This is a genomic window from Paracoccus haeundaensis (assembly GCF_006239215.1).
GTDB classification, from domain to species: Bacteria; Pseudomonadota; Alphaproteobacteria; order Rhodobacterales; family Rhodobacteraceae; genus Paracoccus; species Paracoccus marcusii.
The window spans coordinates 13,009-33,797 of sequence record NZ_VDDC01000036.1; the positions used below are offsets into that span (position 1 = coordinate 13,009).

Annotated in this window: 27 protein-coding genes; 3 read left to right on the plus strand and 24 right to left on the minus strand. The window is 65.0% G+C overall.

The window, feature by feature from the left end:
- The first annotated feature begins 35 nt into the window (after positions 1–35).
- Positions 36–935 carry an acetylglutamate kinase gene (gene argB, locus FHD67_RS16265; protein WP_045982134.1) on the plus strand — a complete coding sequence of 300 codons (900 nt, stop codon included), beginning with the start codon at positions 36–38 and terminating at the stop codon, positions 933–935.
- A gap of 90 nt (positions 936–1,025) precedes the next feature.
- Complete coding sequence (locus FHD67_RS16270; protein WP_139599336.1) at positions 1,026–1,544, plus strand: SixA phosphatase family protein; 519 nt, start codon at positions 1,026–1,028, stop codon at positions 1,542–1,544.
- Between the two features lie 36 nt (positions 1,545–1,580).
- Here the strand turns inward: FHD67_RS16270 and FHD67_RS16275 are convergent, their stop codons facing one another.
- The 18 genes from FHD67_RS16275 to rplO form a co-directional block, all read right to left on the minus strand.
- Positions 1,581–2,366, minus strand: a complete 786-nt coding sequence (locus FHD67_RS16275) for an amino acid ABC transporter ATP-binding protein (protein WP_045982136.1) — start codon at positions 2,364–2,366, stop codon at positions 1,581–1,583.
- Between the two features lie 11 nt (positions 2,367–2,377).
- Positions 2,378–3,832, minus strand: a complete 1,455-nt coding sequence (locus FHD67_RS16280) for an amino acid ABC transporter permease (RefSeq protein WP_139599338.1) — start codon at positions 3,830–3,832, stop codon at positions 2,378–2,380.
- 1 nt (position 3,833) lies between these two features.
- Complete coding sequence (locus FHD67_RS16285) at positions 3,834–5,090, minus strand: amino acid ABC transporter permease (RefSeq protein WP_245008363.1); 1,257 nt, start codon at positions 5,088–5,090, stop codon at positions 3,834–3,836.
- A gap of 120 nt (positions 5,091–5,210) precedes the next feature.
- Positions 5,211–6,236, minus strand: a complete 1,026-nt coding sequence (locus FHD67_RS16290) for an amino acid ABC transporter substrate-binding protein (protein ID WP_045982139.1) — start codon at positions 6,234–6,236, stop codon at positions 5,211–5,213.
- 169 nt (positions 6,237–6,405) lie between these two features.
- The gene (locus FHD67_RS16295; protein WP_045982140.1) at positions 6,406–7,119 is read right to left on the minus strand and encodes an ATP12 family chaperone protein; all 714 of its coding nucleotides are present in this window, start codon (positions 7,117–7,119) and stop codon (positions 6,406–6,408) included.
- Positions 7,116–7,772 (minus strand): HAD-IA family hydrolase, encoded by a 657-nt coding sequence (locus FHD67_RS16300; RefSeq protein WP_139599340.1) that lies wholly within the window; start codon positions 7,770–7,772, stop codon positions 7,116–7,118. The genes FHD67_RS16295 and FHD67_RS16300 overlap by 4 nt, the downstream gene beginning before the upstream one ends.
- Entirely contained in the window at positions 7,769–8,824 is a 1,056-nt protein-coding gene (locus FHD67_RS16305; protein WP_045982142.1) for an RluA family pseudouridine synthase, read from the minus strand. The genes FHD67_RS16300 and FHD67_RS16305 overlap by 4 nt, the downstream gene beginning before the upstream one ends.
- On the minus strand, positions 8,821–9,180 hold the full coding sequence (gene crcB, locus FHD67_RS16310) for a fluoride efflux transporter CrcB (protein WP_139599342.1): 360 nt from the start codon (positions 9,178–9,180) through the stop codon (positions 8,821–8,823). Before crcB ends, FHD67_RS16305 begins: the two co-directional genes overlap by 4 nt.
- Before the next feature lie 32 nt (positions 9,181–9,212).
- Positions 9,213–10,529 (minus strand): replication-associated recombination protein A, encoded by a 1,317-nt coding sequence (locus tag FHD67_RS16315; RefSeq protein WP_046000106.1) that lies wholly within the window; start codon positions 10,527–10,529, stop codon positions 9,213–9,215.
- A 63-nt stretch (positions 10,530–10,592) separates the two neighbouring features.
- Entirely contained in the window at positions 10,593–11,183 is a 591-nt protein-coding gene (locus tag FHD67_RS16320; protein ID WP_139599344.1) for an acyl-homoserine-lactone synthase, read from the minus strand.
- A gap of 61 nt (positions 11,184–11,244) precedes the next feature.
- Positions 11,245–11,856, minus strand: coding sequence for a helix-turn-helix transcriptional regulator (locus FHD67_RS16325; RefSeq protein WP_045982146.1), 612 nt, complete (start codon positions 11,854–11,856; stop codon positions 11,245–11,247).
- Between the two features lie 298 nt (positions 11,857–12,154).
- Positions 12,155–12,574 carry a 50S ribosomal protein L17 gene (rplQ, locus tag FHD67_RS16330; RefSeq protein ID WP_139599346.1) on the minus strand — a complete coding sequence of 140 codons (420 nt, stop codon included), beginning with the start codon at positions 12,572–12,574 and terminating at the stop codon, positions 12,155–12,157.
- A gap of 108 nt (positions 12,575–12,682) precedes the next feature.
- Positions 12,683–13,699 (minus strand): DNA-directed RNA polymerase subunit alpha, encoded by a 1,017-nt coding sequence (locus FHD67_RS16335; protein ID WP_042247914.1) that lies wholly within the window; start codon positions 13,697–13,699, stop codon positions 12,683–12,685.
- A gap of 114 nt (positions 13,700–13,813) precedes the next feature.
- On the minus strand, positions 13,814–14,203 hold the full coding sequence (rpsK, locus tag FHD67_RS16340) for a 30S ribosomal protein S11 (RefSeq protein WP_042247912.1): 390 nt from the start codon (positions 14,201–14,203) through the stop codon (positions 13,814–13,816).
- Positions 14,204–14,215: 12 nt separating this feature from the next.
- A complete protein-coding gene (gene rpsM / locus FHD67_RS16345; protein WP_045982147.1) occupies positions 14,216–14,584 on the minus strand; it encodes a 30S ribosomal protein S13 in 369 nt (122 codons plus the stop codon).
- A gap of 155 nt (positions 14,585–14,739) precedes the next feature.
- On the minus strand, positions 14,740–15,315 hold the full coding sequence (locus tag FHD67_RS16350; protein WP_371706120.1) for an adenylate kinase: 576 nt from the start codon (positions 15,313–15,315) through the stop codon (positions 14,740–14,742).
- A gap of 70 nt (positions 15,316–15,385) precedes the next feature.
- Entirely contained in the window at positions 15,386–16,756 is a 1,371-nt protein-coding gene (secY, locus tag FHD67_RS16355; protein WP_139599348.1) for a preprotein translocase subunit SecY, read from the minus strand.
- 110 nt (positions 16,757–16,866) lie between these two features.
- Positions 16,867–17,346: a 50S ribosomal protein L15 gene (gene rplO, locus FHD67_RS16360; protein ID WP_045982150.1), complete on the minus strand. Its 480-nt coding sequence runs from the start codon at positions 17,344–17,346 to the stop codon at positions 16,867–16,869.
- 233 nt (positions 17,347–17,579) lie between these two features.
- Between rplO and FHD67_RS16365 the strand changes: the two genes are divergently transcribed.
- Complete coding sequence (locus tag FHD67_RS16365; RefSeq protein WP_139599350.1) at positions 17,580–18,206, plus strand: hypothetical protein; 627 nt, start codon at positions 17,580–17,582, stop codon at positions 18,204–18,206.
- A 58-nt stretch (positions 18,207–18,264) separates the two neighbouring features.
- Here FHD67_RS16365 and rpmD read toward each other — a convergent pair whose 3' ends face one another.
- The 6 genes from rpmD to rpsN all read right to left on the minus strand — a co-directional run bounded on the left by rpmD (position 18,265) and on the right by rpsN (position 20,776).
- A complete protein-coding gene (gene rpmD / locus FHD67_RS16370) occupies positions 18,265–18,450 on the minus strand; it encodes a 50S ribosomal protein L30 (protein WP_046000102.1) in 186 nt (61 codons plus the stop codon).
- Between the two features lie 12 nt (positions 18,451–18,462).
- Complete coding sequence (gene rpsE / locus FHD67_RS16375; RefSeq protein WP_042247897.1) at positions 18,463–19,032, minus strand: 30S ribosomal protein S5; 570 nt, start codon at positions 19,030–19,032, stop codon at positions 18,463–18,465.
- 113 nt (positions 19,033–19,145) lie between these two features.
- The gene (rplR, locus tag FHD67_RS16380; protein WP_045982153.1) at positions 19,146–19,505 is read right to left on the minus strand and encodes a 50S ribosomal protein L18; all 360 of its coding nucleotides are present in this window, start codon (positions 19,503–19,505) and stop codon (positions 19,146–19,148) included.
- 12 nt (positions 19,506–19,517) lie between these two features.
- On the minus strand, positions 19,518–20,051 hold the full coding sequence (gene rplF / locus FHD67_RS16385; RefSeq protein ID WP_045982154.1) for a 50S ribosomal protein L6: 534 nt from the start codon (positions 20,049–20,051) through the stop codon (positions 19,518–19,520).
- A 10-nt stretch (positions 20,052–20,061) separates the two neighbouring features.
- Positions 20,062–20,454, minus strand: a complete 393-nt coding sequence (gene rpsH, locus FHD67_RS16390; RefSeq protein WP_045982167.1) for a 30S ribosomal protein S8 — start codon at positions 20,452–20,454, stop codon at positions 20,062–20,064.
- A 16-nt stretch (positions 20,455–20,470) separates the two neighbouring features.
- Positions 20,471–20,776: a 30S ribosomal protein S14 gene (gene rpsN / locus FHD67_RS16395; protein WP_042247889.1), complete on the minus strand. Its 306-nt coding sequence runs from the start codon at positions 20,774–20,776 to the stop codon at positions 20,471–20,473.
- Positions 20,777–20,789 lie beyond the last annotated feature (13 nt).

The window sequence follows — 20,789 nt, forward strand, 5'->3', positions numbered from 1 at the left end:
GTCAGATCGGGGCCCCAAGGATGAGAACACAGAACATGAACCGTGACTGGATCGCCACCGCACGCACCCTATCCGAAGCTCTGCCCTACCTGCAGCGCTATTCCGGGGCGGTCGTCGTGGTCAAGTTCGGCGGAAACGCCATGGGCGACGACGAGGCGATGGCCGAATTCGCCCGCGACGTCGTGCTGATGAAGCAGGTCGGCATGAACCCGGTCGTCTGCCATGGTGGCGGGCCGATGATCAACGATCTGCTGGGTCGCCTTGGCATCGAGAGCCGCTTTGTCCGCGGCAAGCGCGTCACCACCAAGGAGACCGTCGAGGTGGTCGAAATGGTGCTGTCCGGCCTGGTCAACAAGCGCATCGTTCAGGCGATCAATGACGCAGGGGGCCGCGCAGTCGGCATCTCGGGCAAGGACGACGACATGATGGTGTGCGAGGCCGACGACCCGGAACTGGGTTTCGTCGGTCGCCCGGTCGAGATGAACGTCCAGATCATTCGCGACCTGTACACCGCCGGGATGATCCCGGTCATCGCCCCCGTCGCCACCGGCATGGAGGATAACGAGACCTTCAACGTCAACGGCGACACCGCGGCGGGGGCCATCGCCGGCGCGCTCAAGGCCGACCGCCTGCTGCTTTTGACCGATGTCGCGGGCGTCAAGGACGCGACCGGCCAGGTGGTCACGCAGCTGCATCCCGACCAGGTCCGTGCGATGATCGCCGACGGCCAGATCGCCGGCGGCATGATCCCCAAGACCGAGACCGCGCTGAAGGCGTTGGACGACGGGGTGCGTGCGGTGGTGATCCTGGACGGACGCGTGCCCAACGCCTGCCTGCTGGAGCTGTTCACCGAACACGGCGCCGGATCGCTGATCCGGACCACCGAACCGCGCGTGACCCCGCGCGGCCTGCGTCAGGTCGCCAGCAGCCTGTGATCGGGGCATGGCGAAGGGCGCTTGCCCCTTCGCCAGCGCCTGTGGCAGGCTGCCGAAACCGACAGCATGGCACAAAGAGGCAGCATTTTCATGACCCCACTTGGACACAGACGCCTGATCCTGACGCGTCATGCGAAATCGGCCTGGGACGATCCCACCCTGGACGATCACGACCGGCCGCTGAACGACCGCGGCCGCCGGTCCGCGCGCGCCCTGGGCGACTGGCTGGCCAGCCGCGGGTATGAACCCGAGGAGGTCCTGTGTTCGTCCTCGGCCCGCACACAGGAAACCTGGGCCGTCATCGCCGGTGCCCCCCTCGAGGTACGGCCGCTGATGCGGATCGAGCCAGGCCTGTATCAGGCGGGCGCGGAAAAGATGATGGCGGTGCTCAAGACGGCGACGATGCCGACGGTGATGATGTTGGGCCACAACCCGGGCATTTCGGAATTCGCATCGATACTGCCCGCGCGCCTGCCGATGGACCCGGATTTCCGCCGCTATCCGACCGGCGCGACGCTGGTGGTGGATTTCCAGATCGACAGCTGGGCTGATCTGCAGCGGGGTCAGGGCAGCGTGATGGATTTCGTGCGCCTGGACGGGCGCATCTGAGGATGTCCGGCGGGGGCGCCGCGCCCCCGCCGTCGATCAATGACCCAGGATCTGGCTGAGAAACAGCTTGGTCCGCTCGGATTTCGGGTTGTTGAAGAAGTCGGTGGGGTTGTTCTGCTCGACGATCTGACCCTGATCCATGAAAATCACCCGGTTCGCCACGGCCTGCGCAAAGCCCATCTCGTGGGTGACGCAGATCATGGTCATCCCCTCCTCGGCCAGCTCGATCATAGTGTCCAGGACCTCCTTGATCATCTCGGGGTCCAGGGCGCTGGTCGGCTCGTCGAACAGCATGATCTTGGGCTGCATGCACAGCGACCGGGCGATGGCCACGCGCTGCTGCTGGCCGCCCGACAGCTGGCCCGGATATTTCCCGGCCTGTTCGGGGATCTTGACCTTTTCCAGGAACCGCATCGCGGTCGCTTCGGCCTGCTTGCGCGGTACCTTGCGCACCCAGATGGGCGCCAGGGTGCAGTTCTCCAGCACGGTCAGGTGCGGAAACAGGTTGAAGTGCTGAAAGACCATGCCGACTTCGGAACGGACCTTGTCGATGTTCTTGATGTCGCTGGTCAGTTCGACCCCGTCGACGACGATATGGCCCGCCTGATGCTCCTCCAGCCGGTTGATACAGCGGATCAAGGTGGATTTCCCCGACCCCGACGGACCGGCAATGACGATCCGTTCCCCCTTGTGCACGGTCAGGTCGATATCGCGCAGGACGTGGAACGTGCCGTACCACTTGTTCATGTTGCGGATGTCGATGGCGACCTCGTCGCTGACGGTCATCTGGCTGCGGTCGATGCGGCGTTCGATGTGTTCCATAACCAGGGTCCTTACCTGTGGTCGCGTTGCAGGCGGCGTTCCAGATACATCGAGTATCGCGACATGCCGAAGCAGATGAGAAAGAAGATGGCGCCGACGAAGATGAACGGCTCCCAATAGATGCCCTTCCATTCGACATTGGCGCGCACCGCGTCCGACATGGATTTCAGCGGATCATAGAGCCCCACGAAGGTCACCAGCGTCGTGTCCTTGAACATGCCGATGAAGGTCGACACGATCCCCGGGATCGAGATCTTCAGCGCCTGCGGCAGCACGATCAGGCGCTGCGCTTTCCAGTAGTCCAGGCCCAGGGCATCAGCGGCCTCGTACTGCCCCTTGGGCAGTGCGGCCAGACCGCCGCGGATCACCTCGGCCATGTAGGCGGCGGCGAAGATGGTCACCATGATGATGACGCGCAGGATGATGTCGAAATTGGTGCCTGGCGGCAGGAAGTAATTCAGCAGCAGCGAAGCCACGAACAGCAGCGTGATCAGCGGCACGCCGCGGATGAACTCGATGAAGATCACCGCCAGCGACTTGATCAGGAACATGTCCGACTGACGCGCCAGCGCCAGAACGATGCCCAGGGGCAGTGACAGCGCGATGCCCGCCACGCCGATGGTCAGCGACAGCAGGAAGCCGCCGAAACGGTCCGACCGCACCGCGTCGATCGACAGCGGCAGCAGCGCCTCGGCATCGCGGGCCGCGTCGCCTGCCAGCACCAGCCAGAACAACACCGTCACCAGGATCGCCACGACCGTCGCCAGCATCGGCGACACGCGCGACAGCGCCCGCCAGGCAAGCCAGCCCAGCAGGGGCCCGACCAGCACGAAGATCGGCCCCCACAGGGTGCCGCCCCACAGGAACCATACGCCCAGCAGCGGATAGACCAGCGAGAAGGGCAGCATCCAGCTGATGTTGCGCTCTGATGCGACCAGTCCCGCGACAAGCACCGCGGCCGCAAAGATCAGCCAGCCCGCCGGTGCGCCCAGCACGACCATCGCCCACAGCGTGACGACGGCGGTGATGCCCAGCACCACGCGGCGGATCGACAGCGAGGCCGAGAACAGCACCGGCGCCAGCGCGACCATCAGCAGGCCGAAGGTCATCGTGGGCCGCCAGTACAGCTCGACCGGATAGAAGCCGAAGACGTACTGGTTCCAGCGTTCGCGGATCACCGCGAAACAGGCGCCGCGGGCGTCTTCGCCCCAGGTGGCCGCGATGATCGCGCGGCATTCGTTCAGGCTGGAGGCGTTCCAGACCGAATGGGCGAACCAGTCCCAGAAGGTCGAGACCAGGAACCAGATGATCAGCGCCCCCAGAAGGGTCAGCACCGTGTTGACCGGCCCCGAGAAGAGGTTCGTCCGCAGCCAGCGGATAGCCCCCGATTCGCGGACCGGCGGCGCGGCCGAGGGCAGCATGGTGTCGCGCACGAAGGGCACGGTCTGGGCGTGGGTGTCGCTCATCTCACCGCTCCTTCAGTTTGACGCGGGCGTTGAAGACGTTCATCCCCGCGGAAATGATCAGGCTGAGGGCCAGATAGGTCAGCATCATCAGCACGATGGCCTCCAGCTCGCGGCCGGTCTGGTTCAGCGTCGTCCCCCCCAGGGTGCCGCGCAGGTCCATGTAACCCACGGCGATCGCCAGCGAGCTGTTCTTGGTCAGGTTCAGGTACTGAGAGATCAGCGGCGGAATGATCACGCGCAGCGCCTGCGGCAGGATCACCAGGCTCATGGTGCGGTTCGGGCGCAGGCCCAGGGCGAATGCCGCCTCGGACTGGCCGCGGCTGACGGCCAGAATGCCGGCGCGCACGATCTCGGCGATGAAGGCGGCGGTGTACAGCGTCAGCGCCAGCCACAGCGCGACCAGCGAGTTCGACACGTTCAGCCCACCGGTGAAGTTGAAGCCCTGCAGCGTGGGCGGCTCCAGATGCAGGCCGAAATACCAGATCAGCAGCAGCGACGGCACGATCATCACCGCCAGCGACATCCACCAGGTGGTGGGCCGGCTGCCGGTGCGGTCCTGCACGTCCTGCGCCCAGGACGCGATCATGCGGCGTGCGAACCACCCCCCGACCAGCACCACGACAAAGGCGATGGTGGCCCAGTTGAAGGTGATGCGCGCGCCCAGGTCCAGGCTGCCCGGATCGTTCGTCATCGCCAGCGTGGGCAGCGCGGTATAGCGGTTCGTCAGCGCTACGTGGTCAAAGAGGATCATCCCCGATGTCGCGGCCTCGCCCCGGAAGGCGTTGGGCGGCGGCAGGATCTCGGTGAAGATCGCATAGACGATCAGGATCCACAGCAGCAGCGGCATGTTGCGGAAGATCTCGACAAAGACGGTCATCAGCCGGGCGAACAGCCAGTTCTTGGACAGACGCGCCACGCCCACGATCACGCCCAGGACCGTCGCCGCGATGCAGCCCAGCACCGCCACGATCAGCGTGTTCAGCAGGCCCACGACCGATGCGCGCAGGTGCGAATCGTCGGCGGTATAGGGGATCGGGGTCTGCGGGATGTCATATCCCGCGCGCTGGAACAGGAACCCGAAATCGAAGCTTTTGCCCATCAGGGCCAGGTTGCGGATCGTGTTGTCGACCAGCCACCAGGCGGCGGCCATGACCAGAATGAACACGATGACCTGAAATGTCAGGGACCGATACCGCTGGTCGTTGACCAGCATGCTCAGCCGGAACGGCGGCGTCGCCGTTGCCCGGATGTCCGTCATCTTTCTTACCCCTGTCGCCTGCCATCGGCTTTGCGCCGTTTTTCGCTTGGGCAGGATTATCTTTGATGGAGGGTCGGGGCCGGGCCCGTCATGGGTCCGACCCCCGGTCGTGTCAGCCGATCAGCGGAACGGCGGTGCGTAGAGCAGGCCGCCCTGGGTCCACTGCGCGTTCAGGCCGCGGGCCAAGCCGATCGGGGTCTGCTCGCCGATGTTGGCGGCAAAGATCTCGCCATAGTTGCCGCCCGCCAGGATGGCGCGACGCGCCCATTCGGCGTCCAGGCCCATCATCGCGCCCAGCTCGTCCGTGGTGCCCAGAAGGCGCTGGACCTCGGGGTTCTCGGACGACCGGACCAGCTCCTCGATGTTGCGCGAGGTCACGCCGTATTCCTCGGCGGCGATCAGCGCGTTCAGTGTCCAGCGGGCAATGTCGCCCCAGTTGCTGTCGCCATGGCGCACGGCCGGCCCAAGCGGTTCCTTGGAGATGATCTCGGGCAGGATGATGTGGGTTTCCGGGTCGGCAAAGGCCGCACGGGTGGCCGCAAGGCCCGACGCGTCGGTGGTATAGGCGTCGCAGGCGCCGGCCATGTACTGCTGCTCGCCCTCGGCATTGCTGTCGATGTTGACCGGCGTGTAGGTCATGTTGTTGGCGCGGAAATAGTCGGCCAGGTTCAGCTCGGTCGTAGTGCCGGTCTGGATGCAGATCGTCGCGCCGTCCAGTTCCTTGGCCGAGGTGACGCCCAGATCGGACCGGACCATGAAGCCCTGGCCGTCGTAATAGTTCACCCCGATGAAATCCAGCTTCAGGTCGGTATCGCGCGAATAGGTCCAGGTCGAGTTGCGGGCCAGGACGTCCACCTCGCCCGACGACAGCGCGGTAAAGCGCGTCTGGCCGGTGGTCGGCACGAACTTGACCTTGGCGGGATCGCCCAGGACGGCTGCGGCCAGCGCGCGGCAGAACGCGACGTCAAAGCCGGTCCAGTTGCCGCTGGCGTCGGGCGCCGCGAATCCGACCAGGCCGGTGTTGACGCCGCAGTTCAGCTCGCCGCGCTCCTTGACTTGGGCCAGCGTCGACCCCTCCTGGGCCATGCCCATGCCTGCCAGCAGGGTCGCCGCGGCCGCCGTCCCCAGGAAAACCGATTTTTTCATAGTTACCTCTGTGTTGGAGCGCCCGCGGCCGATCGGTCCGCGAACGCTGATGCGGACCCTTCGGGGGGTCCTTGTCGGCATAGCACGACAGCGGCTGCCGTCCTATTAGGCGGTATTGTGCCGATACAAGTTGCCGCGTCAAGAACCCCGTCCGGTCGCGCAAGCGCTTTCAACCCCGGCGGGACAGGCTCCACAGCCGTTCTGCCGAAAGTATGGACAGGCGCCGGCCCTCGGCCGCCTCGGCCGCCTCTTCGTCCGCGCCCCATCGTTCGGCTTGGAAATCCTCGTCGATGCGGGACAGGCGGTGCGCCTCGGCTCCGTCGATGCGACCCTCGATCACCGCCAAGCCCAGGATCAGCGATCCTGGAATCGTGACCAGATCGTGCAGCGCGGTCAGCCCCCATTGGTCCTGCGCCCGTACCCGCGCATGCAGGCGGTCCAGCGCACCCTGGTCCTGATCGATGGGAATCACCCCCTGTGTGACCCGCAGCGGCGCGTCCAGATGCCGGGCAGACCAGTCGATCAGCGGATCCCATTCGCGCGCCTGCAGGTCGATCAGCGACTGCGGATCGGTTGCCCGATAGGACAGCAGATCGGTGCCACCATAATTTGCAAGCATGGCCGCGACCGCATCGAATTGCGGGGCCACCTTCTCTACGGCAGAGTTCACGGCGCGGGTCAGCGGCATGGTCTGCGGCGCGATCACCTCGCCCTGGGCCAGCCATTCGTCGGCCACGGCGCGGGCCAGCGCCTCGGTCGGCAGGACCAGCGCATGCTTTCCGGGCGTCCGCAGGACGCGGCTGTCCAGCATGATCTCGAACCCGCCATCCGCGGGTCGCAGGTCCGCATCGGTCCAGAACCTGCGCGCCTTCCATTCGCTCATGCCGCCCACTCCTCGATGGCCGTTGTCAGTCCGGTGAAATCGTCCAGGATCCGGATCGCCCCGGCATCCTGCAGCGCATGCGCGGGGTGATAGCCCCAGCTGACGCCGAAACCGGCCAGCCCGGCCGCCCGCGCCATCTCCATGTCAAAGCTGGTATCGCCGACCATGACGGCGCGCCCGGCCCCGGTCCCCGTCTCGGCCAGGGCCGCGTGCAGCATCGAGGGATGTGGCTTGGAGGGATGCCCGTCCGCCGTCTGCAGGCTAAGGAACCGCCCCTGCAGACCGTGCGCCGCGATCATCGCATCCAGGCCCCGGCGCGACTTGCCCGTCGCCACCCCCAGCAGCAGGTCGTCGCGGTCGGCCAGCCGGTCCAGGCATTCCATCGCGCCCGGATACAGCGGCGCGGCACTGTCCAGCCGCGCGCGCATAAAGCTTTCCTTGTAGCCCGCCACGATCCGCGCCTGCATGTCCGCATCAACGTCGGGCGCCAGCTGGGCGACCGCCACGGGCAGCGACAGCCCGACGATGGACAGGACCTGCGATTTCGGCAGCGGCGTCAGGCCGACCTGGTCGAAGGCAAAGCCCATCGCGTGGGTGATGTGGTTCTGGCTGTCGACCAGCGTACCGTCGACGTCAAAGACGACCAGCCTCATGCATCATCCGCAAACGGATCGTCGGGCACGTCGTTCTCGTGCCAGCCGACGGATTTCCAGGTCCTGCCCATATGGTCGGGCAAGGGCGCGGTGATGGTCATGCGTTTCTTGGTGATCGGATGATCGAAGGTGATCGAGCGCGCGTGCAAGTGCAGCTTCTTGCTGATCTCTCCGCCCAGCTGGGCGCCCCAGCCATCGCCCAGATTCTCTTGCCCCGATCCGCCGTACTTGCCGTCGCCCACGATGGGATGGCCCAGTTCGGCCATATGCGCACGCAGCTGATGGGTGCGGCCCGTGATCGGCACCAGCGCGCACCAGCTGGCCCGCGTGGCCAGCGCGTCCAGCACGGCGTAATCGGTCGTGGCGCGTTTCGCGCCCTCGGTCGCGTCGATGTCGCGGGGGTGGACGGCGATCATCTTCTCGTTGTCGCCGCCCCGGCCCTGCCCGCCCTTGACCAGGCCATAGCGGATCGTGCCCATCCGCGGATGCGGCACGCCCGCGACCGCCGCCCAATAGATCTTGCGCGTGGTGCGCGACCGGAACGCCTCGGACAGGGCCCGCGCCACGCGGTCGGTCCGCGCCAACAGCAGAACGCCCGACGTGTCCTTGTCCAGCCGGTGCACCAGCTTGGGACGCTCCTTGAACCCGAACAGCAGCGCGGTGGTCAGGCCGTCGACATGACGCCCCCCCAGCCCGCTGCCGCCCTGGCTGGGCAGACCCGGCGGCTTGTTCAGCGCGATGATATGCTCGTCCTTCCACAGGACGGCGGCCTGGATCATCTCGGCATCGCTGTCGGTCACGCGCGGCCCAAGCGGGCGTTCGGACCGTTCGGCCGCGGGGCCGGGTTCGGGCAGCGGCGGCACGCGGACCTCCTGGCCCGGCGCGATGCGGGTGGCGGCCTTTACACGCCCCCCGTCGATGCGCAGCTCTCCCTTGCGGCACATCTTCTCGATGGCCACCTGCGACAGCTGCGGAAAGCGCTTCTTCAGCCAACGATCCAGCCGCATCTCTGCGTCGTCGTCGCCGACAATGATGGTCTGCACGGCACTCATGCCCAAATCCCTCGTCCCAAGGCCAGTCCGGCCATCACGGCCGCCAGCGACAGCAGGACCGAAAGCCCCACATAGGCCAGCGCCATGACGCCCTGACCCCGTTCCCACAACGTCAGCACATCCAGCGAAAAGGCCGAAAACGTCGTGAATCCCCCCAGCACGCCGGTCAGCAGGAACGGCGCCCAGGTATTGCCCAGCCTGTGCGCCAGCAATGCGGCCAGCAGCCCCATCGCAAAGCTGCCCGCCACATTGACCAGCAGCGTCGCCGACCATGCCAGCGGCATGACGCGATAGATGGCATAGCGGCAGGTCGCCCCGAGGGCCCCGCCAATGGCGACTTGCAGAAAGGGGTTCATGCGCGCGTCTGTGTGGCCCCGCGCGCGCAAAGTCAACCGCCGCGCTTCAGGCGCTGGCTGACGAACCAGTCCAGGCGGCGTTTCAGCTCGCGTTCAAACCCGCGTTCGACGGGCGTGTAGAGGACCGGGCGCTTCAGCCCGTCGGGGAAATAGTTCTGGCCGCTGAACCCGTCCTCGGCATCGTGGTCATAGGCATAGCCCCCGCCGTATCCCTGCTCCTTCATCATCTTGGTGGGCGCGTTCAGGATATGGGCGGGGGGCATCAAGCTGCCGGTGCGCCGGGCCTCGGCCCGCGCGTTCTTGTAGGCCGCGTATCCAGCATTCGATTTCGGCGCCAGCGCCAGATAGATGACCGCCTGGCCAAGGGCCAGTTCCCCCTCGGGCGAACCAAGCCGCTCGTACAGCGCCCAGGCATCCAGGCAGTGCCGGGCGGCGGCAGGATCGGCCAGGCCGATATCCTCGATCGCCATGCGCGTGATACGCCGCGCCAGATAGCGCGGGTCCTCTCCACCCTCCAGCATGCGCGCCAGCCAATACAGCGCGGCGTCCGGGTCACTGCCCCGCACCGACTTGTGCAGGGCCGAGATCAGGTTGAAATGCTCCTCGCCCGACTTGTCGTACTTGGGCGCTCGCTTGTTCAGACGTTTCGCCAGGGCGTCGGGATCGACCTTGCCCTCGACCTTCCAGGCGGCCACCTGCTCGATCAGGTTCAGCGCGGCACGACCGTCGCCATCGGCCATCTCCAGCAGGGTGTCGCGCGCCTGCGCCGTCAGGGGCAGCTTGCGTCCCAGCTCGCGTTCCGCGCGTTGCGCCAGCAGTTCCAGATCCGCCAGCGTCAGACGCTCCAGCACGACGACCTGGGCCCGCGACATGACCGCGGCGTTCAGCTCAAAGGACGGGTTCTCTGTCGTGGCGCCGACCAGAAGGATCGTGCCGTCCTCCATATGCGGCAGAAAGCTGTCCTGCTGCGCCTTGTTGAACCGGTGGATCTCGTCGACGAACAGCAGCGTGGCGCGACCCTGGCTGCGCCGCAGGCGGGCGGCGTCAAAGACCTTCCGCAGGTCTGGCACACCGGTAAAGATGGCGCTGATCTGCACGAATGCCAGATCGGTCTCGTCCGCCAGCAGGCGGGCGATGGTCGTCTTGCCGACGCCCGGCGGGCCCCACAGGATCAGCGACGACAGGCTGCCCGATGCCAGCATGCTGCCAAGCGGCCCGTCGGGGCTTAGCACCTTCGCCTGACCGATGACCTCGGACAGGCGGGCGGGTCGGATGCGGTCGGCCAGTGGCCTTGCCCCCGTCCCGGACGGGGGGTCTGCCTGCGGTGCGGTATCGAACAGATCTGCCATGACGCGCCCATTCTAGGCATGTCCGGGCCGGCGCGACAGCCCTGTTCGCAGGGCCATCGACGGTCAGTGCATCTTGGTGGCCAGGTCGATCGCCACGCACTGGAACTCGCCGTCGTCGATGAACAGCGGACGCCCCAGGGCGACGGCGGACAGGCCGCAGCGGCCGTACCAGCGCGGCCAGTTCGACCCGGTCAGCGCGATCAGCTTGGTCGCGCCCATGTCACGGGCCGATCCGGTCATCGCCTCGACCATCGTGAAGTGCACCTTGCGCCGGTACATCTGTGGGATGGAGTGGCTGACGAACACGCGCGAACATTCCCACACATGCGGGTCGACGGGCGCCTTCTCGAACAGCAGGTCCTGGGGAATGCTGCCGCCCAGGATCCCCTCCTGCGCGTCGCGGATCATGTAGGAATAGATGCCACAGCGCGCGGTCGTCGGGGTCAGGCGGATTCCGGCCAGAACCTCGGTCCGGTCATGGATGGCGATCCAGCGGCTTTGTGGGGTGTCGTACTGGTCGAACTCCATATCCTCGGATTCGGGCAAATCCCAGTTCTTCTGGATAATGAAGCTCTGCTTGCGGGCGCGAAACAGGTTGGCAAACAATTCGCCGTGGTTGTGAAGATTTGAAAAAGAAAGTGTTGTCGTCTGCATCTGATACTCCTGGGGTGTGAGGGCACCCTTCCTCGCCTCGCGGACCCCTTGGGCGACACATCTACAGCAAACGGTATTCCTTGGCCCTCTGCAGCGCCTCGGCGGTCGTCCGCGCCTTCAGGCGTTCCCGGACAGAAATCAACCTTGCCTTGAACGCGCTTTCGGTAATGCCAAGCTTGGCAGCCGCTGCTGCATGACGATCCCCCTCCGCAATGCATCGAAGGGCTTCTTTCTGAGCCTTTGTCAGGCTCGCAGGCGGCTCGGTCATGTCGTGAAGCCGCCGTACCGTGGTCGAGATCTCCTCGATCTCGGCATCGGAAAGTTCGCGATCAGCGCGCGCGAAGGACGCGATGGTGCGCGATGCGATCGGACCGTGGGACACGGTCAGACCGAAGATCAGCCCGTGATCTGCGGCATCCTTGAGGATGTTGAACGGGTCTGGGATCGGCAGCGCGGACCACCGGCAGGCGCCGGTCGTCGAGAACCCCCAGGCGATTGTCGGATCGCGCAGGGCATAGCCGTTCTGGGAATAGAATTCCGACCATTTTTCGTCATAGGTCTGAAACTGCATCAGCGGTGCAGCGAAACGGATATGCAGCCCCACGAAATAGCCAGACAGGGCATGCTTGCCCAGCTTTCGGAGATCTGCATTTATGTCTGCACGAGATGACATGGCTTTTTGGATATGTTGAAATGATTGAGGTCAAGGTTCAAACAAGTTGTGACCCATCGAAGTTTCGATTTGGTTAACGTCCTCGGCTTCGCGATAAAATACATCACCCTCCCTCGCGGAATCGGCGCTACGCTCACCAACATTCCGTCCGTGGATGATACATACGCGAAGCCACTCGCGGAAGGTGAAGAATTTTTCGTTCCTCTACGTCAACGCGTTTTGGCTGTGCTAAATTAGCAAACCCCGCCGCAATCTCTTGCGACGGGGTTTAAATCACTGGCCCATCCGGGCTGCGCGATCAGTCTTCGGCAGTGAATTCCGATTCCAGGCGCGCACGGTCGGTGGCACCCTTGGCGCTGGTGTCGCGGTCGACCAGTTCGATGATCGCCATCGGCGCCATGTCGCCATAGCGGAAACCGGCCTTCATGATGCGGACATAGCCGCCCTGACGGTCCTTGTAACGCTCACCCAGAACGTCGAACAGCTTGGCGACATGCATGTCCTGCTTCAGCTGGGCGTTCGCCTGGCGGCGGGCGTGCAGATCGCCGCGCTTGGCCAGCGTGATCAGCTTTTCGACGATCGGACGCAGTTCCTTGGCTTTCGGCAGGGTGGTCTTGATCTGCTCGTGCTCGATGAGCGAGCCAGACATGTTGGCGAACAGCGCCTTGCGGTGTTCGTGGGTACGGTTGAGGCGGCGATAGCCACGGGCGTGACGCATGATGATCTCCTACAGCGTGTTTTGCTTTGTCCGGCGGCCCATGCGTGCGGGCCGCTCTCCTTGGGGCAGATGCCCGGTGGTCAGCGGGGGTCACCCCCCGCCGTGATCTCAGAACTGGTCGTCGAAACGCTTGGCCAGATCCTCGATGTTTTCCGGCGGCCAGTCGACCACGTCCATGCCCAGATGCAGGCCCATGCCCGACAGCACTTCCTTGATCTCGTTCAAGGACTTGCGGCCGAAGTTCGGGGTCCGCAGCATCTCTGCCTCGGTCTTCTGGATCAGGTCGCCGATATAGACGATGTTGTCGTTCTTCAGGCAGTTCGCCGAGCGGACCGACAGCTCCAGCTCGTCGACCTTCTTCAGCAGGCGCGGATCGAATTCCAGGCCATCGTCGCTGTCCTGGCGGTTCGCGGCTTCCGGCTCGTCGAAGTTCACGAACACCGACAGCTGGTCCTGCACGATGCGCGCGGCATAGGCCACGGCGTCTTCCGGCGTCAGCGACCCGTCCGTCTCGATCTTCATCGTCAGCTTGTCATAGTCGAGCACCTGGCCCTCACGGGTCGGCTGGACCTCATAGCTGACGCGCTTGACCGGAGAAAAGATCGCGTCGATCGGGATCAGGCCGATGGGCGCATCCTCGGGGCGGTTCTTGTCGGCGGCAACATAGCCCTTGCCCGTCTGCACGGTCAGTTCCATGTTCAGCTCGGCGCCGTCATCCAAGTGGCAGATGACGTGGTCGCGGTTCAGCACGGTGATGCCGGCCGTCTCCTGGATGTCGCTGGCCTTGACCTCGCCCGGACCCTTTGCGGACAGCGTCAGGCGCTTGGGGCCCTCGACGTCCATCTTCAGCGTGACGCCCTTCAGGTTCAGCACGATGTCGGTCACGTCCTCGCGGACGCCGGCGACGCTGCTGAACTCGTGCAGGACGTTGTCGATCTGCACGGCCGTGATGGCACCGCCCTGCAGCGACGACATCAGCACCCGGCGCAGCGCGTTGCCAAGCGTCAGGCCGAAGCCCCGCTCCAGCGGCTCGGCGACCAGGGTGGCCGTGCGGGTCGCGTCGGCGCCCGGCTTGACGACCAGCTGGGTCGGCTTGATCAGTTCGGCCCAATTCTTGTGGATCATGGATTTTCCTCCATACTTGCTTCCTGCCCATGACCGTGGCCGGAAACGCCCGAGGTGAAATGCGAAAGTCCGGCCCATGCGCGGACGCACGGGCCGGTCAATGATGATCCAGGATCAGACGCGACGGCGCTTGGGCGGGCGGCAGCCGTTATGCGCGATCGGCGTCACGTCACGGATGGCCGTGATGTTGAAGCCGGCAGCGGCCAGCGCGCGCAGAGCCGATTCGCGGCCCGAACCGGGGCCCTGGACTTCGACGTCCAACGTGCGGACGCCATGTTCCTGCGCCTTGCGGCCGGCATCTTCGGCAGCCATCTGGGCGGCGTAGGGGGTCGATTTGCGCGAACCCTTGAAGCCCATCGTGCCGGCCGAGGACCAGGCGATGGCGTTGCCCTGGACGTCCGAGATCAGGATCTTGGTGTTGTTGAAGCTGGAGTTCACATGCGCAACGCCGGTGGCGATGTTCTTGCGTTCCTTGCGCTTCATGCGGGTCTTGTCACGTGCCATGTCGCTTGCCCCTTATTTCTTCTTGCCGGCGATCGGCTTGGCCGGGCCCTTGCGGGTGCGCGCATTGGTATGCGTGCGCTGACCGCGGACCGGAAGGCCGCGACGGTGGCGAAGACCGCGATACGAGCCCAGGTCCATCATGCGCTTGATGTTCATCTGGACTTCGCGGCGCAGGTCGCCCTCGACGGTCAGGTTGGCATCGATGTATTCGCGGATGGCCAGGACTTCTGCGTCCGACAGATCGTTGATGCGGCGCGACGTGTCGATGCCGGTCGCTTCACAGATCTGAGCGGCGTACAGGTCGCCGATGCCGTGGATATAGGTCAGAGCGATGGGGACGCGTTTCCCCGTCGGAATGTTGACGCCAGCAATACGAGCCACGCGTTTTCCTTTTCAGTTGCGGTTCCGTAACGCCGGAACCTTTTTTCACAACGCAAGGCCCGAAAGCTGTGCCTCCGGGCCAAATCGATGGTCCACCCGCGATCCGGGTGATTCTCTTGCGAGATGACGTGAACTAGCGGCAGATCGCCGCGTCGTCAAGCAGGCAGCTTTGCCGCGATCTGGGCGGCGACCTGCTCCATCGGTGCCATGCCGTCGACGGTCTGCAGGTTGCCCTTGGCGTAGTAGTATCCCAAGAGCGGCGCGGTCTTCTTGTAGTATTCGCGCAGGCGGTCCGCAAAGACCTCGGGGGTGTCGTCGCGGCGCACCGGCTGGCCGGCGGCACGCGATTCCTCGGCGCGCTTGACGATCCGTCCGACCAGGGCCTCGTCGTCGACCTGCAGTTCGATCACCGCGTCCAGTGCCATGCCGGATTCGGCCAGAAGGCGCCCCAGGGCATCCGCCTGCGCCAGCGTCCGGGGGAAGCCGTCGAAGATGAAGCCCTTGCCGCCCTTCTCAAGCTGCTCGCGGATCAGGCCGATGACGATCTCGTCCGTGACCAGTTCGCCCCGGTCCATGACCTCGGCGACGCGACGGCCCATCTCGGTCCCCGACGACCGGGCGGCACGTAGCATGTCCCCGGTGGACAGCTGGACAAGGCCCTTGTCGGCCACAAGGCGGCCGGCTTGGGTTCCTTTGCCGGCACCCGGCGGCCCCAACAGGATGATGTTGATGGTCATGGCGTCTGTCCCCCTCAGGTGGCCATTGATGCGGCCTTGTCGTGTCGTCGGTACGGTCGCGCCCTCAGCGGCGCGACGGCAGGCGGCGCGGCTTGGCGGAACCCGGCTTGCGCTTGCCGCGCAGCTGGGATTTCTCGATCAGCCCCTCGTACTGGTGCGCCAGCAGATGGCTCTGAACCTGGTTGATCGTGTCCATCGTCACCGACACCACGATCAGGACCGAGGTTCCGCCCAGATAGACCGGGATCGAGAACTGGTCGCGCAGGATCTCTGGCATCAGGCAGACCAGCGCCAGATAGGCAGAGCCGATCACCAACAGGCGGTTCACCACGTAATCCAGATAGTCTTGGGTCCGCTTGCCCGGACGGATGCCCGGAATGAAGCCGCCCTGGTTCTTCAGATTCTCGGCCACGTCATCGGTCTTGAACGAGACGTTCTGCGTGTAGAAATACGTGAAGAACACGATCATCGCCGCGAAGAACAGCAGGTACAGCGGCTGGCCGGGCCCGAAATAGGCCAGGATCACCGACATGATCGGACCAGTCTCGTTTCCGGAAAAGGTCGAGATGGTGATCGGCAGCAGCAGCAGCGAGCTGGCGAAGATCGCCGGGATCACGCCCGCGGGATTGACCTTGACCGGCAGGTGGCTGGTCTGACCGTCATAGACCTTCATGCCGACCTGGCGCCGGGGATACTGGATGCGGATCTTGCGCAGCGCGCGTTCCATGAACACCACGAAGGCGATGATCGCCACCAGCATCACGATCACGAACAGGATCACCGGGGTCGAGATGGCGCCCGTTCGGCCCTGCTGGAAGAAGGTGGCCAGCGCGGCCGGGATTTCGGCCAGGATGCCCACGAAAATGATCAGCGAGATGCCGTTGCCGACGCCGCGTGCGGTGATCTGTTCGCCCAGCCACATCAGGAACATGGTTCCGCCGACCAGGGTGATGACCACCGATGCCTGGAAGAACAGGCCGGGTTCATGCGCCAAGCCGCCTGCCTCCAGGCTGCGTGCCAGGCCGTATGCTTGGAACAGCGCCAGCGCTACGGTGCCGTAGCGGGTGTACTGGTTGATCTTCTTGCGGCCGGTCTCGCCTTCCTTCTTCAGCTGCTCCAGCGACGGGACCATCGAGGTCAGCAGCTGCACGATGATCGAGGCCGAAATGTAGGGCATGATGCCCAGGGCAAAGACACCCATCCGGCCAAGCGCGCCGCCGGTGAACATGGACAGCATGCCGCCGATGCCCGTCGAGGCCTGCTCCATGAAGTTGCGCAGCGCCGCGCCGTCGATGCCGGGCACCGGAATATAGGTGCCGATGCGGTACATGATCAGCACGCCGATCGTGAACCAGATCCGCTGGCGAAGTTCCGTGGCCTTGCCGAGCTGCCCCCAGGAGAGGTTCGCGGCCATCTGTTCTGCGGCTGACGCCATGCTGTTTATGTCCCGTGTCATGACAGCGCCGCCGACCCGTTTTCGCGGGGACCGGCGGCGCCTGAAAACCTAGATGCTATCTATGGGGCAGGAAAGCCCCCTTCAACAGCTTATTCGGCCGCCGCGTCGCGCGCTGCCGGCAGGTTGACCTTGCCGCCCGCCTTCTCGACCGCGTCGATCGCGGCTTTCGAGGCACCGGTGACGGTGATGGTCATGCCCGACTTCAGCTCGCCGGTGGCCAGCAGACGGATGCCGTCCAGCTTGCGGCGGACCAGACCCGATGCGACCAGCGCGTCTTCGGTCAGCTCTGCCTTGCCGTCGATCTTGCCCGCATCGATGAAGCCCTGGATCTGGCCCAGGTTCACGACGGCGAACGACTTTGCGTTCGGCTTGCTGAAGCCACGCTTGGGCAGGCGGCGGTACAGCGGCATCTGGCCGCCTTCGTATCCGCCCAGGGCAACGCCCGAACGCGACTTCTGGCCCTTGATACCCCGGCCGGCGGTCTTGCCCTTGCCCGAGCCCGGACCACGCGCAACGCGCTTCTTCGAGCGGTTCGCGCCATCATTGTCGCGGATTTCATGCAGTTTCATGTCGCTTCTCCTTGCCGGACACTCCCTCGAAGCGAAACAGGGGGCCACGGCTTTTCTTGCTTGTTGAATCACTGTGCCATTGAGCACCGGGGCCCTATACGCGCAATGCCCGCATCTTTCAAGCGATCCCGCCACAGGGGCGTTGCCAATCACGCCCGACACCATCTTGTGTCTTGAGTGGCGCGCCCCCCTGCCCCACGCATGGGCCATCCCCGATACTACCGGAAGTTGCCATGCCCCGCCTTGCCCTGATCCCCGTCCTCGCCCTGCTCTCCGCCCTGCCGGTCGCGCCCGTCGCCGCGCAGGAGGCAGAGCCGACCTTCTGCACCGCCCGTATCAACGACCGCGATGTCGTCATGGGCTATGACAAGGCCGAGGCGCGGCTGTCGGACACCTATTCGCGCCGCGAACAGCTGGCCACCCGCATCGGGCGCCACGACTGCCCCAGCTATGTCGTCCTGCGCAGCCTGACGCCCGAACTGACGGACGAGGAACGCCTGCCCTTCTGCCTCCGCTTCGACAAGGCCAGCGAATCGGTGATGGGCTATGACCTGGGGGCGCGGGATGCCTGGGGCGTGTGCCACAGCCAGACCCGCGCTGTCTGCCGCCGCGTGAACCAGACGACCGCCGCCGCGGGGGCATTGTCGGGTGCCGCGGCCAGACGGTCCGTGCAGGGGCTGCAGGCGCTGCCCGATGCGTCCGGGGCCGTGATCCTCAGCGGCGCGGGCACGGCGGTGTCCGGGGCCCTGGCCTCGCTTGGCGGTGCGGCGGCGGCGGTCGCGGCCTCTCCGGTGCTGCTGACCGGGGCTGCGGTATCGGTCGTGGCGGTGGGCGGCACGCTCTATGCCTGCCGCGAATAGCCCTGAAACGCAAAACGCCCCGCAATCGCGGGGCGTTTCACTATCCTGACCGTGGGGATCAGGCCTTTTCTTCGATGATCGCCACCAGGTGCGGGATCTTGTTGACCATGCCGCGCACGGAGGGGGTATCCTCCAGCTCGCGGGTGCGGTTCATCTTGTTCAGGCCCAGGCCCTTCAGGGTGGCCAGCTGGTCCTTGGGGCGGCGGATCGGCGATCCGATCTGCTTGACGACGATGGTTGCCATGCGTCTCGCTCCTTACGCTTCGACAGCGGCGTCAGCCGGCTTGTCGTTCGAGGGCAGGATGTCGGCCACTTTCTTGCCGCGACGGGTCGCGACGCTGCGGGGGCTCGACTCTTTCTTCAGACCGTCCAGGGTGGCGCGGATCATGTTGTAGGGGTTCTGCGATCCCTGCGACTTGGCCACGACGTCCTGCACGCCCAGCATCTCGAAAACGGCGCGCATCGGGCCGCCTGCGATGATGCCGGTACCGGCGACGGCCGTGCGCATGATGACCTTGCCGGCGCCATGACGACCTTCGATGTCGTGGTGCAGGGTACGGCCGTCACGCAGAGGGACGCGGATCAGGCCGCGCTTGGCCTGCTCGGTCGCCTTGCGGATCGCCTCGGGGACCTCTTTGGCCTTGCCCTTGCCGAAACCGACGCGGCCGCGCTGGTCACCGACGACGACGAGTGCCGCAAAGCCAAAGCGCTTGCCGCCCTTGACCGTCTTGGACACGCGGTTGATGGCAACCAGGCGGTCCTGGAATTCCGGGTTCTCTTCGCGGTCGTTGCGACCGCCCCGGCGGTTGTTGTCACGTTCTGCCATGAGGCATTCCTTGTACGCGGGCGCGCGCGGCGCCGGTTGTGTCGATCCCGGTGAACGGATGTTCCCGGATCATCGGGACGGCGCCGCCACTGGGGCAAGCGCCGTCCGCAGGATCAGAACTTCAGACCACCTTCACGGGCGGCGTCGGCCAGAGCCTTGACCTTGCCGTGGAAGATGAAGCCGCCGCGATCGAACACGACTTCTTCCACGCCAGCGGCTTTCGCACGCTCGGCGATGGTCGAACCGATCTTGGCCGCAGCCTCGACGTTGTTCTTGCCGATCAGGCCCAGGTCCTTTTCCAGCGTGCTGGCCGAAGCCAGGGTCACGCCCTTCAGGTCGTCGATCACCTGCACGAAGATGTTCTTCGAGGACCGGTGGATCGACATCCGCGGACGGCCGTTCGACATCGCCCGCAGCTTGTTCCGAACGCGCAGGCGGCGCTTCTGGAACAGCTCTTGCTTTTTCAGTGCCATTTCATGCGCCCCTTACTTCTTCTTGCCTTCCTTGCGGAACACGAACTCGCCCTTGTAGCGGATACCCTTGCCCTTGTAGGGCTCGGGCTTGCGCCACTCGCGGATGTTCGCTGCGACCTGGCCAACAAGCTGCTGGTCAATGCCTTCCACAACGATTTCGGTCTGCTTCGGAGACGACACCGTGACGCCTTCCGGCACCTCGAAGATCACGTCATGCGAGTAGCCCAGAGCCAACTTCAGGTCCTTGCCCTGCATGTTGGCGCGGTAACCCACACCCTGGATCTCCAGCTCCTTCTTGAACCCGGTGGACACGCCCACGGTCAGGTTCTCGATCATCGAGCGGGTCATCCCCCACTGCTGGCGCGCACGCTTGGACGTTCCGCGCGGCTTGACCGCGACGGAGCCGTCTTCCAGCACCAGATCCACATCATCGGTCGCCGTGAAATGACGGGTGCCCTTCGGCCCCTTCACTTCGATGGTCTGACCCTTGATCTCGGCCGTCACGCCCTTGGGCAGTTCGACCGGCTTCTTACCAATACGAGACATTCTGCCCTCCTTAGAACACGGTGCAGAGGACTTCGCCGCCAACATTGGCATTGCGAGCCGCTGCATCCGACATGACGCCCTTGGGAGTCGAGACGATCGAGACGCCCAGACCCTGACGGACCTGCGGGATTTCCTTGGACCCGGCATAGACCCGGCGACCCGGCTTCGACACGCGCGACAGTTCCCGGATGACCGGGGTTCCGTCGTGGTACTTCAGCCCGATTTCCAGCTCTTTGTGGCCCTCGGTGGTGGTCACTTCCTCGTAGCCGCGGATGTAACCTTCGTTCTTCAGCACGTCCAGAACCCAGGCACGCAGCTTGGAGGCGGGGGTGCGGACGGTCGATTTGCCGCGCATCTGCGCATTGCGGATGCGGGTCAGCATATCGCCGAGAGGATCGTTCATCATGGTATGTGCCCCCTTACCAGCTGGACTTGACCAGGCCGGGGATCTGACCGTGCGAGCCGAGCTCGCGCAGCATGATCCGCGACAGTTTCAGTTTGCGGTAATACGCATGCGGACGACCGGTCAGTTGGCACCGGTTGTGCAGGCGCGTCGCCGACGAGTTGCGCGGCAGTTCGGCCAGCTTCAGCGTGGCCTTGAACCGCTCTTCCATCGGGCGGGACTGGTCCTTGATGACCTCGTTCAGTTCAGCACGCTTTGCAGCGTATTGCTTGACCAGACGTGCGCGCTTGTTCTCGCGCTCGATCATGGATTTCTTTGCCATATCTTCTTTCCCT

Bases quoted from the DNA above. Each gene is read 5' to 3' on its own strand.
- FHD67_RS16320 (WP_139599344.1), bottom strand. From the start codon at position 11,183: ATGCAGACGACAACACTTTCTTTTTCAAATCTTCACAACCACGGCGAA.
- FHD67_RS16315 (WP_046000106.1), bottom strand. From the start codon at position 10,529: ATGGCAGATCTGTTCGATACCGCACCGCAGGCAGACCCCCCGTCCGGG.
- FHD67_RS16365 (WP_139599350.1), top strand. From the start codon at position 17,580: ATGCCCCGCCTTGCCCTGATCCCCGTCCTCGCCCTGCTCTCCGCCCTG.
- rpsN (WP_042247889.1), bottom strand. From the start codon at position 20,776: ATGGCAAAGAAATCCATGATCGAGCGCGAGAACAAGCGCGCACGTCTG.
- rplF (WP_045982154.1), bottom strand. From the start codon at position 20,051: ATGTCTCGTATTGGTAAGAAGCCGGTCGAACTGCCCAAGGGCGTGACG.
- rpsK (WP_042247912.1), bottom strand. From the start codon at position 14,203: ATGGCACGTGACAAGACCCGCATGAAGCGCAAGGAACGCAAGAACATC.
- FHD67_RS16335 (WP_042247914.1), bottom strand. From the start codon at position 13,699: ATGATCCACAAGAATTGGGCCGAACTGATCAAGCCGACCCAGCTGGTC.
- FHD67_RS16275 (WP_045982136.1), bottom strand. From the start codon at position 2,366: ATGGAACACATCGAACGCCGCATCGACCGCAGCCAGATGACCGTCAGC.
- FHD67_RS16285 (WP_245008363.1), bottom strand. From the start codon at position 5,090: ATGACGGACATCCGGGCAACGGCGACGCCGCCGTTCCGGCTGAGCATG.
- rplR (WP_045982153.1), bottom strand. From the start codon at position 19,505: ATGGCACTGAAAAAGCAAGAGCTGTTCCAGAAGCGCCGCCTGCGCGTT.
- rpmD (WP_046000102.1), bottom strand. From the start codon at position 18,450: ATGGCAACCATCGTCGTCAAGCAGATCGGATCGCCGATCCGCCGCCCC.
- argB (WP_045982134.1), top strand. From the start codon at position 36: ATGAACCGTGACTGGATCGCCACCGCACGCACCCTATCCGAAGCTCTG.
- rplO (WP_045982150.1), bottom strand. From the start codon at position 17,346: ATGAAACTGCATGAAATCCGCGACAATGATGGCGCGAACCGCTCGAAG.
- crcB (WP_139599342.1), bottom strand. From the start codon at position 9,180: ATGAACCCCTTTCTGCAAGTCGCCATTGGCGGGGCCCTCGGGGCGACC.
- FHD67_RS16325 (WP_045982146.1), bottom strand. From the start codon at position 11,856: ATGTCATCTCGTGCAGACATAAATGCAGATCTCCGAAAGCTGGGCAAG.
- FHD67_RS16305 (WP_045982142.1), bottom strand. From the start codon at position 8,824: ATGAGTGCCGTGCAGACCATCATTGTCGGCGACGACGACGCAGAGATG.
- rpsH (WP_045982167.1), bottom strand. From the start codon at position 20,454: ATGAACGATCCTCTCGGCGATATGCTGACCCGCATCCGCAATGCGCAG.
- rpsE (WP_042247897.1), bottom strand. From the start codon at position 19,032: ATGGCAGAACGTGACAACAACCGCCGGGGCGGTCGCAACGACCGCGAA.
- FHD67_RS16295 (WP_045982140.1), bottom strand. From the start codon at position 7,119: ATGAGCGAATGGAAGGCGCGCAGGTTCTGGACCGATGCGGACCTGCGA.
- FHD67_RS16270 (WP_139599336.1), top strand. From the start codon at position 1,026: ATGACCCCACTTGGACACAGACGCCTGATCCTGACGCGTCATGCGAAA.
- rplQ (WP_139599346.1), bottom strand. From the start codon at position 12,574: ATGCGTCACGCCCGTGGCTATCGCCGCCTCAACCGTACCCACGAACAC.
- secY (WP_139599348.1), bottom strand. From the start codon at position 16,756: ATGGCGTCAGCCGCAGAACAGATGGCCGCGAACCTCTCCTGGGGGCAG.
- FHD67_RS16280 (WP_139599338.1), bottom strand. From the start codon at position 3,832: ATGAGCGACACCCACGCCCAGACCGTGCCCTTCGTGCGCGACACCATG.
- FHD67_RS16300 (WP_139599340.1), bottom strand. From the start codon at position 7,772: ATGAGGCTGGTCGTCTTTGACGTCGACGGTACGCTGGTCGACAGCCAG.
- FHD67_RS16290 (WP_045982139.1), bottom strand. From the start codon at position 6,236: ATGAAAAAATCGGTTTTCCTGGGGACGGCGGCCGCGGCGACCCTGCTG.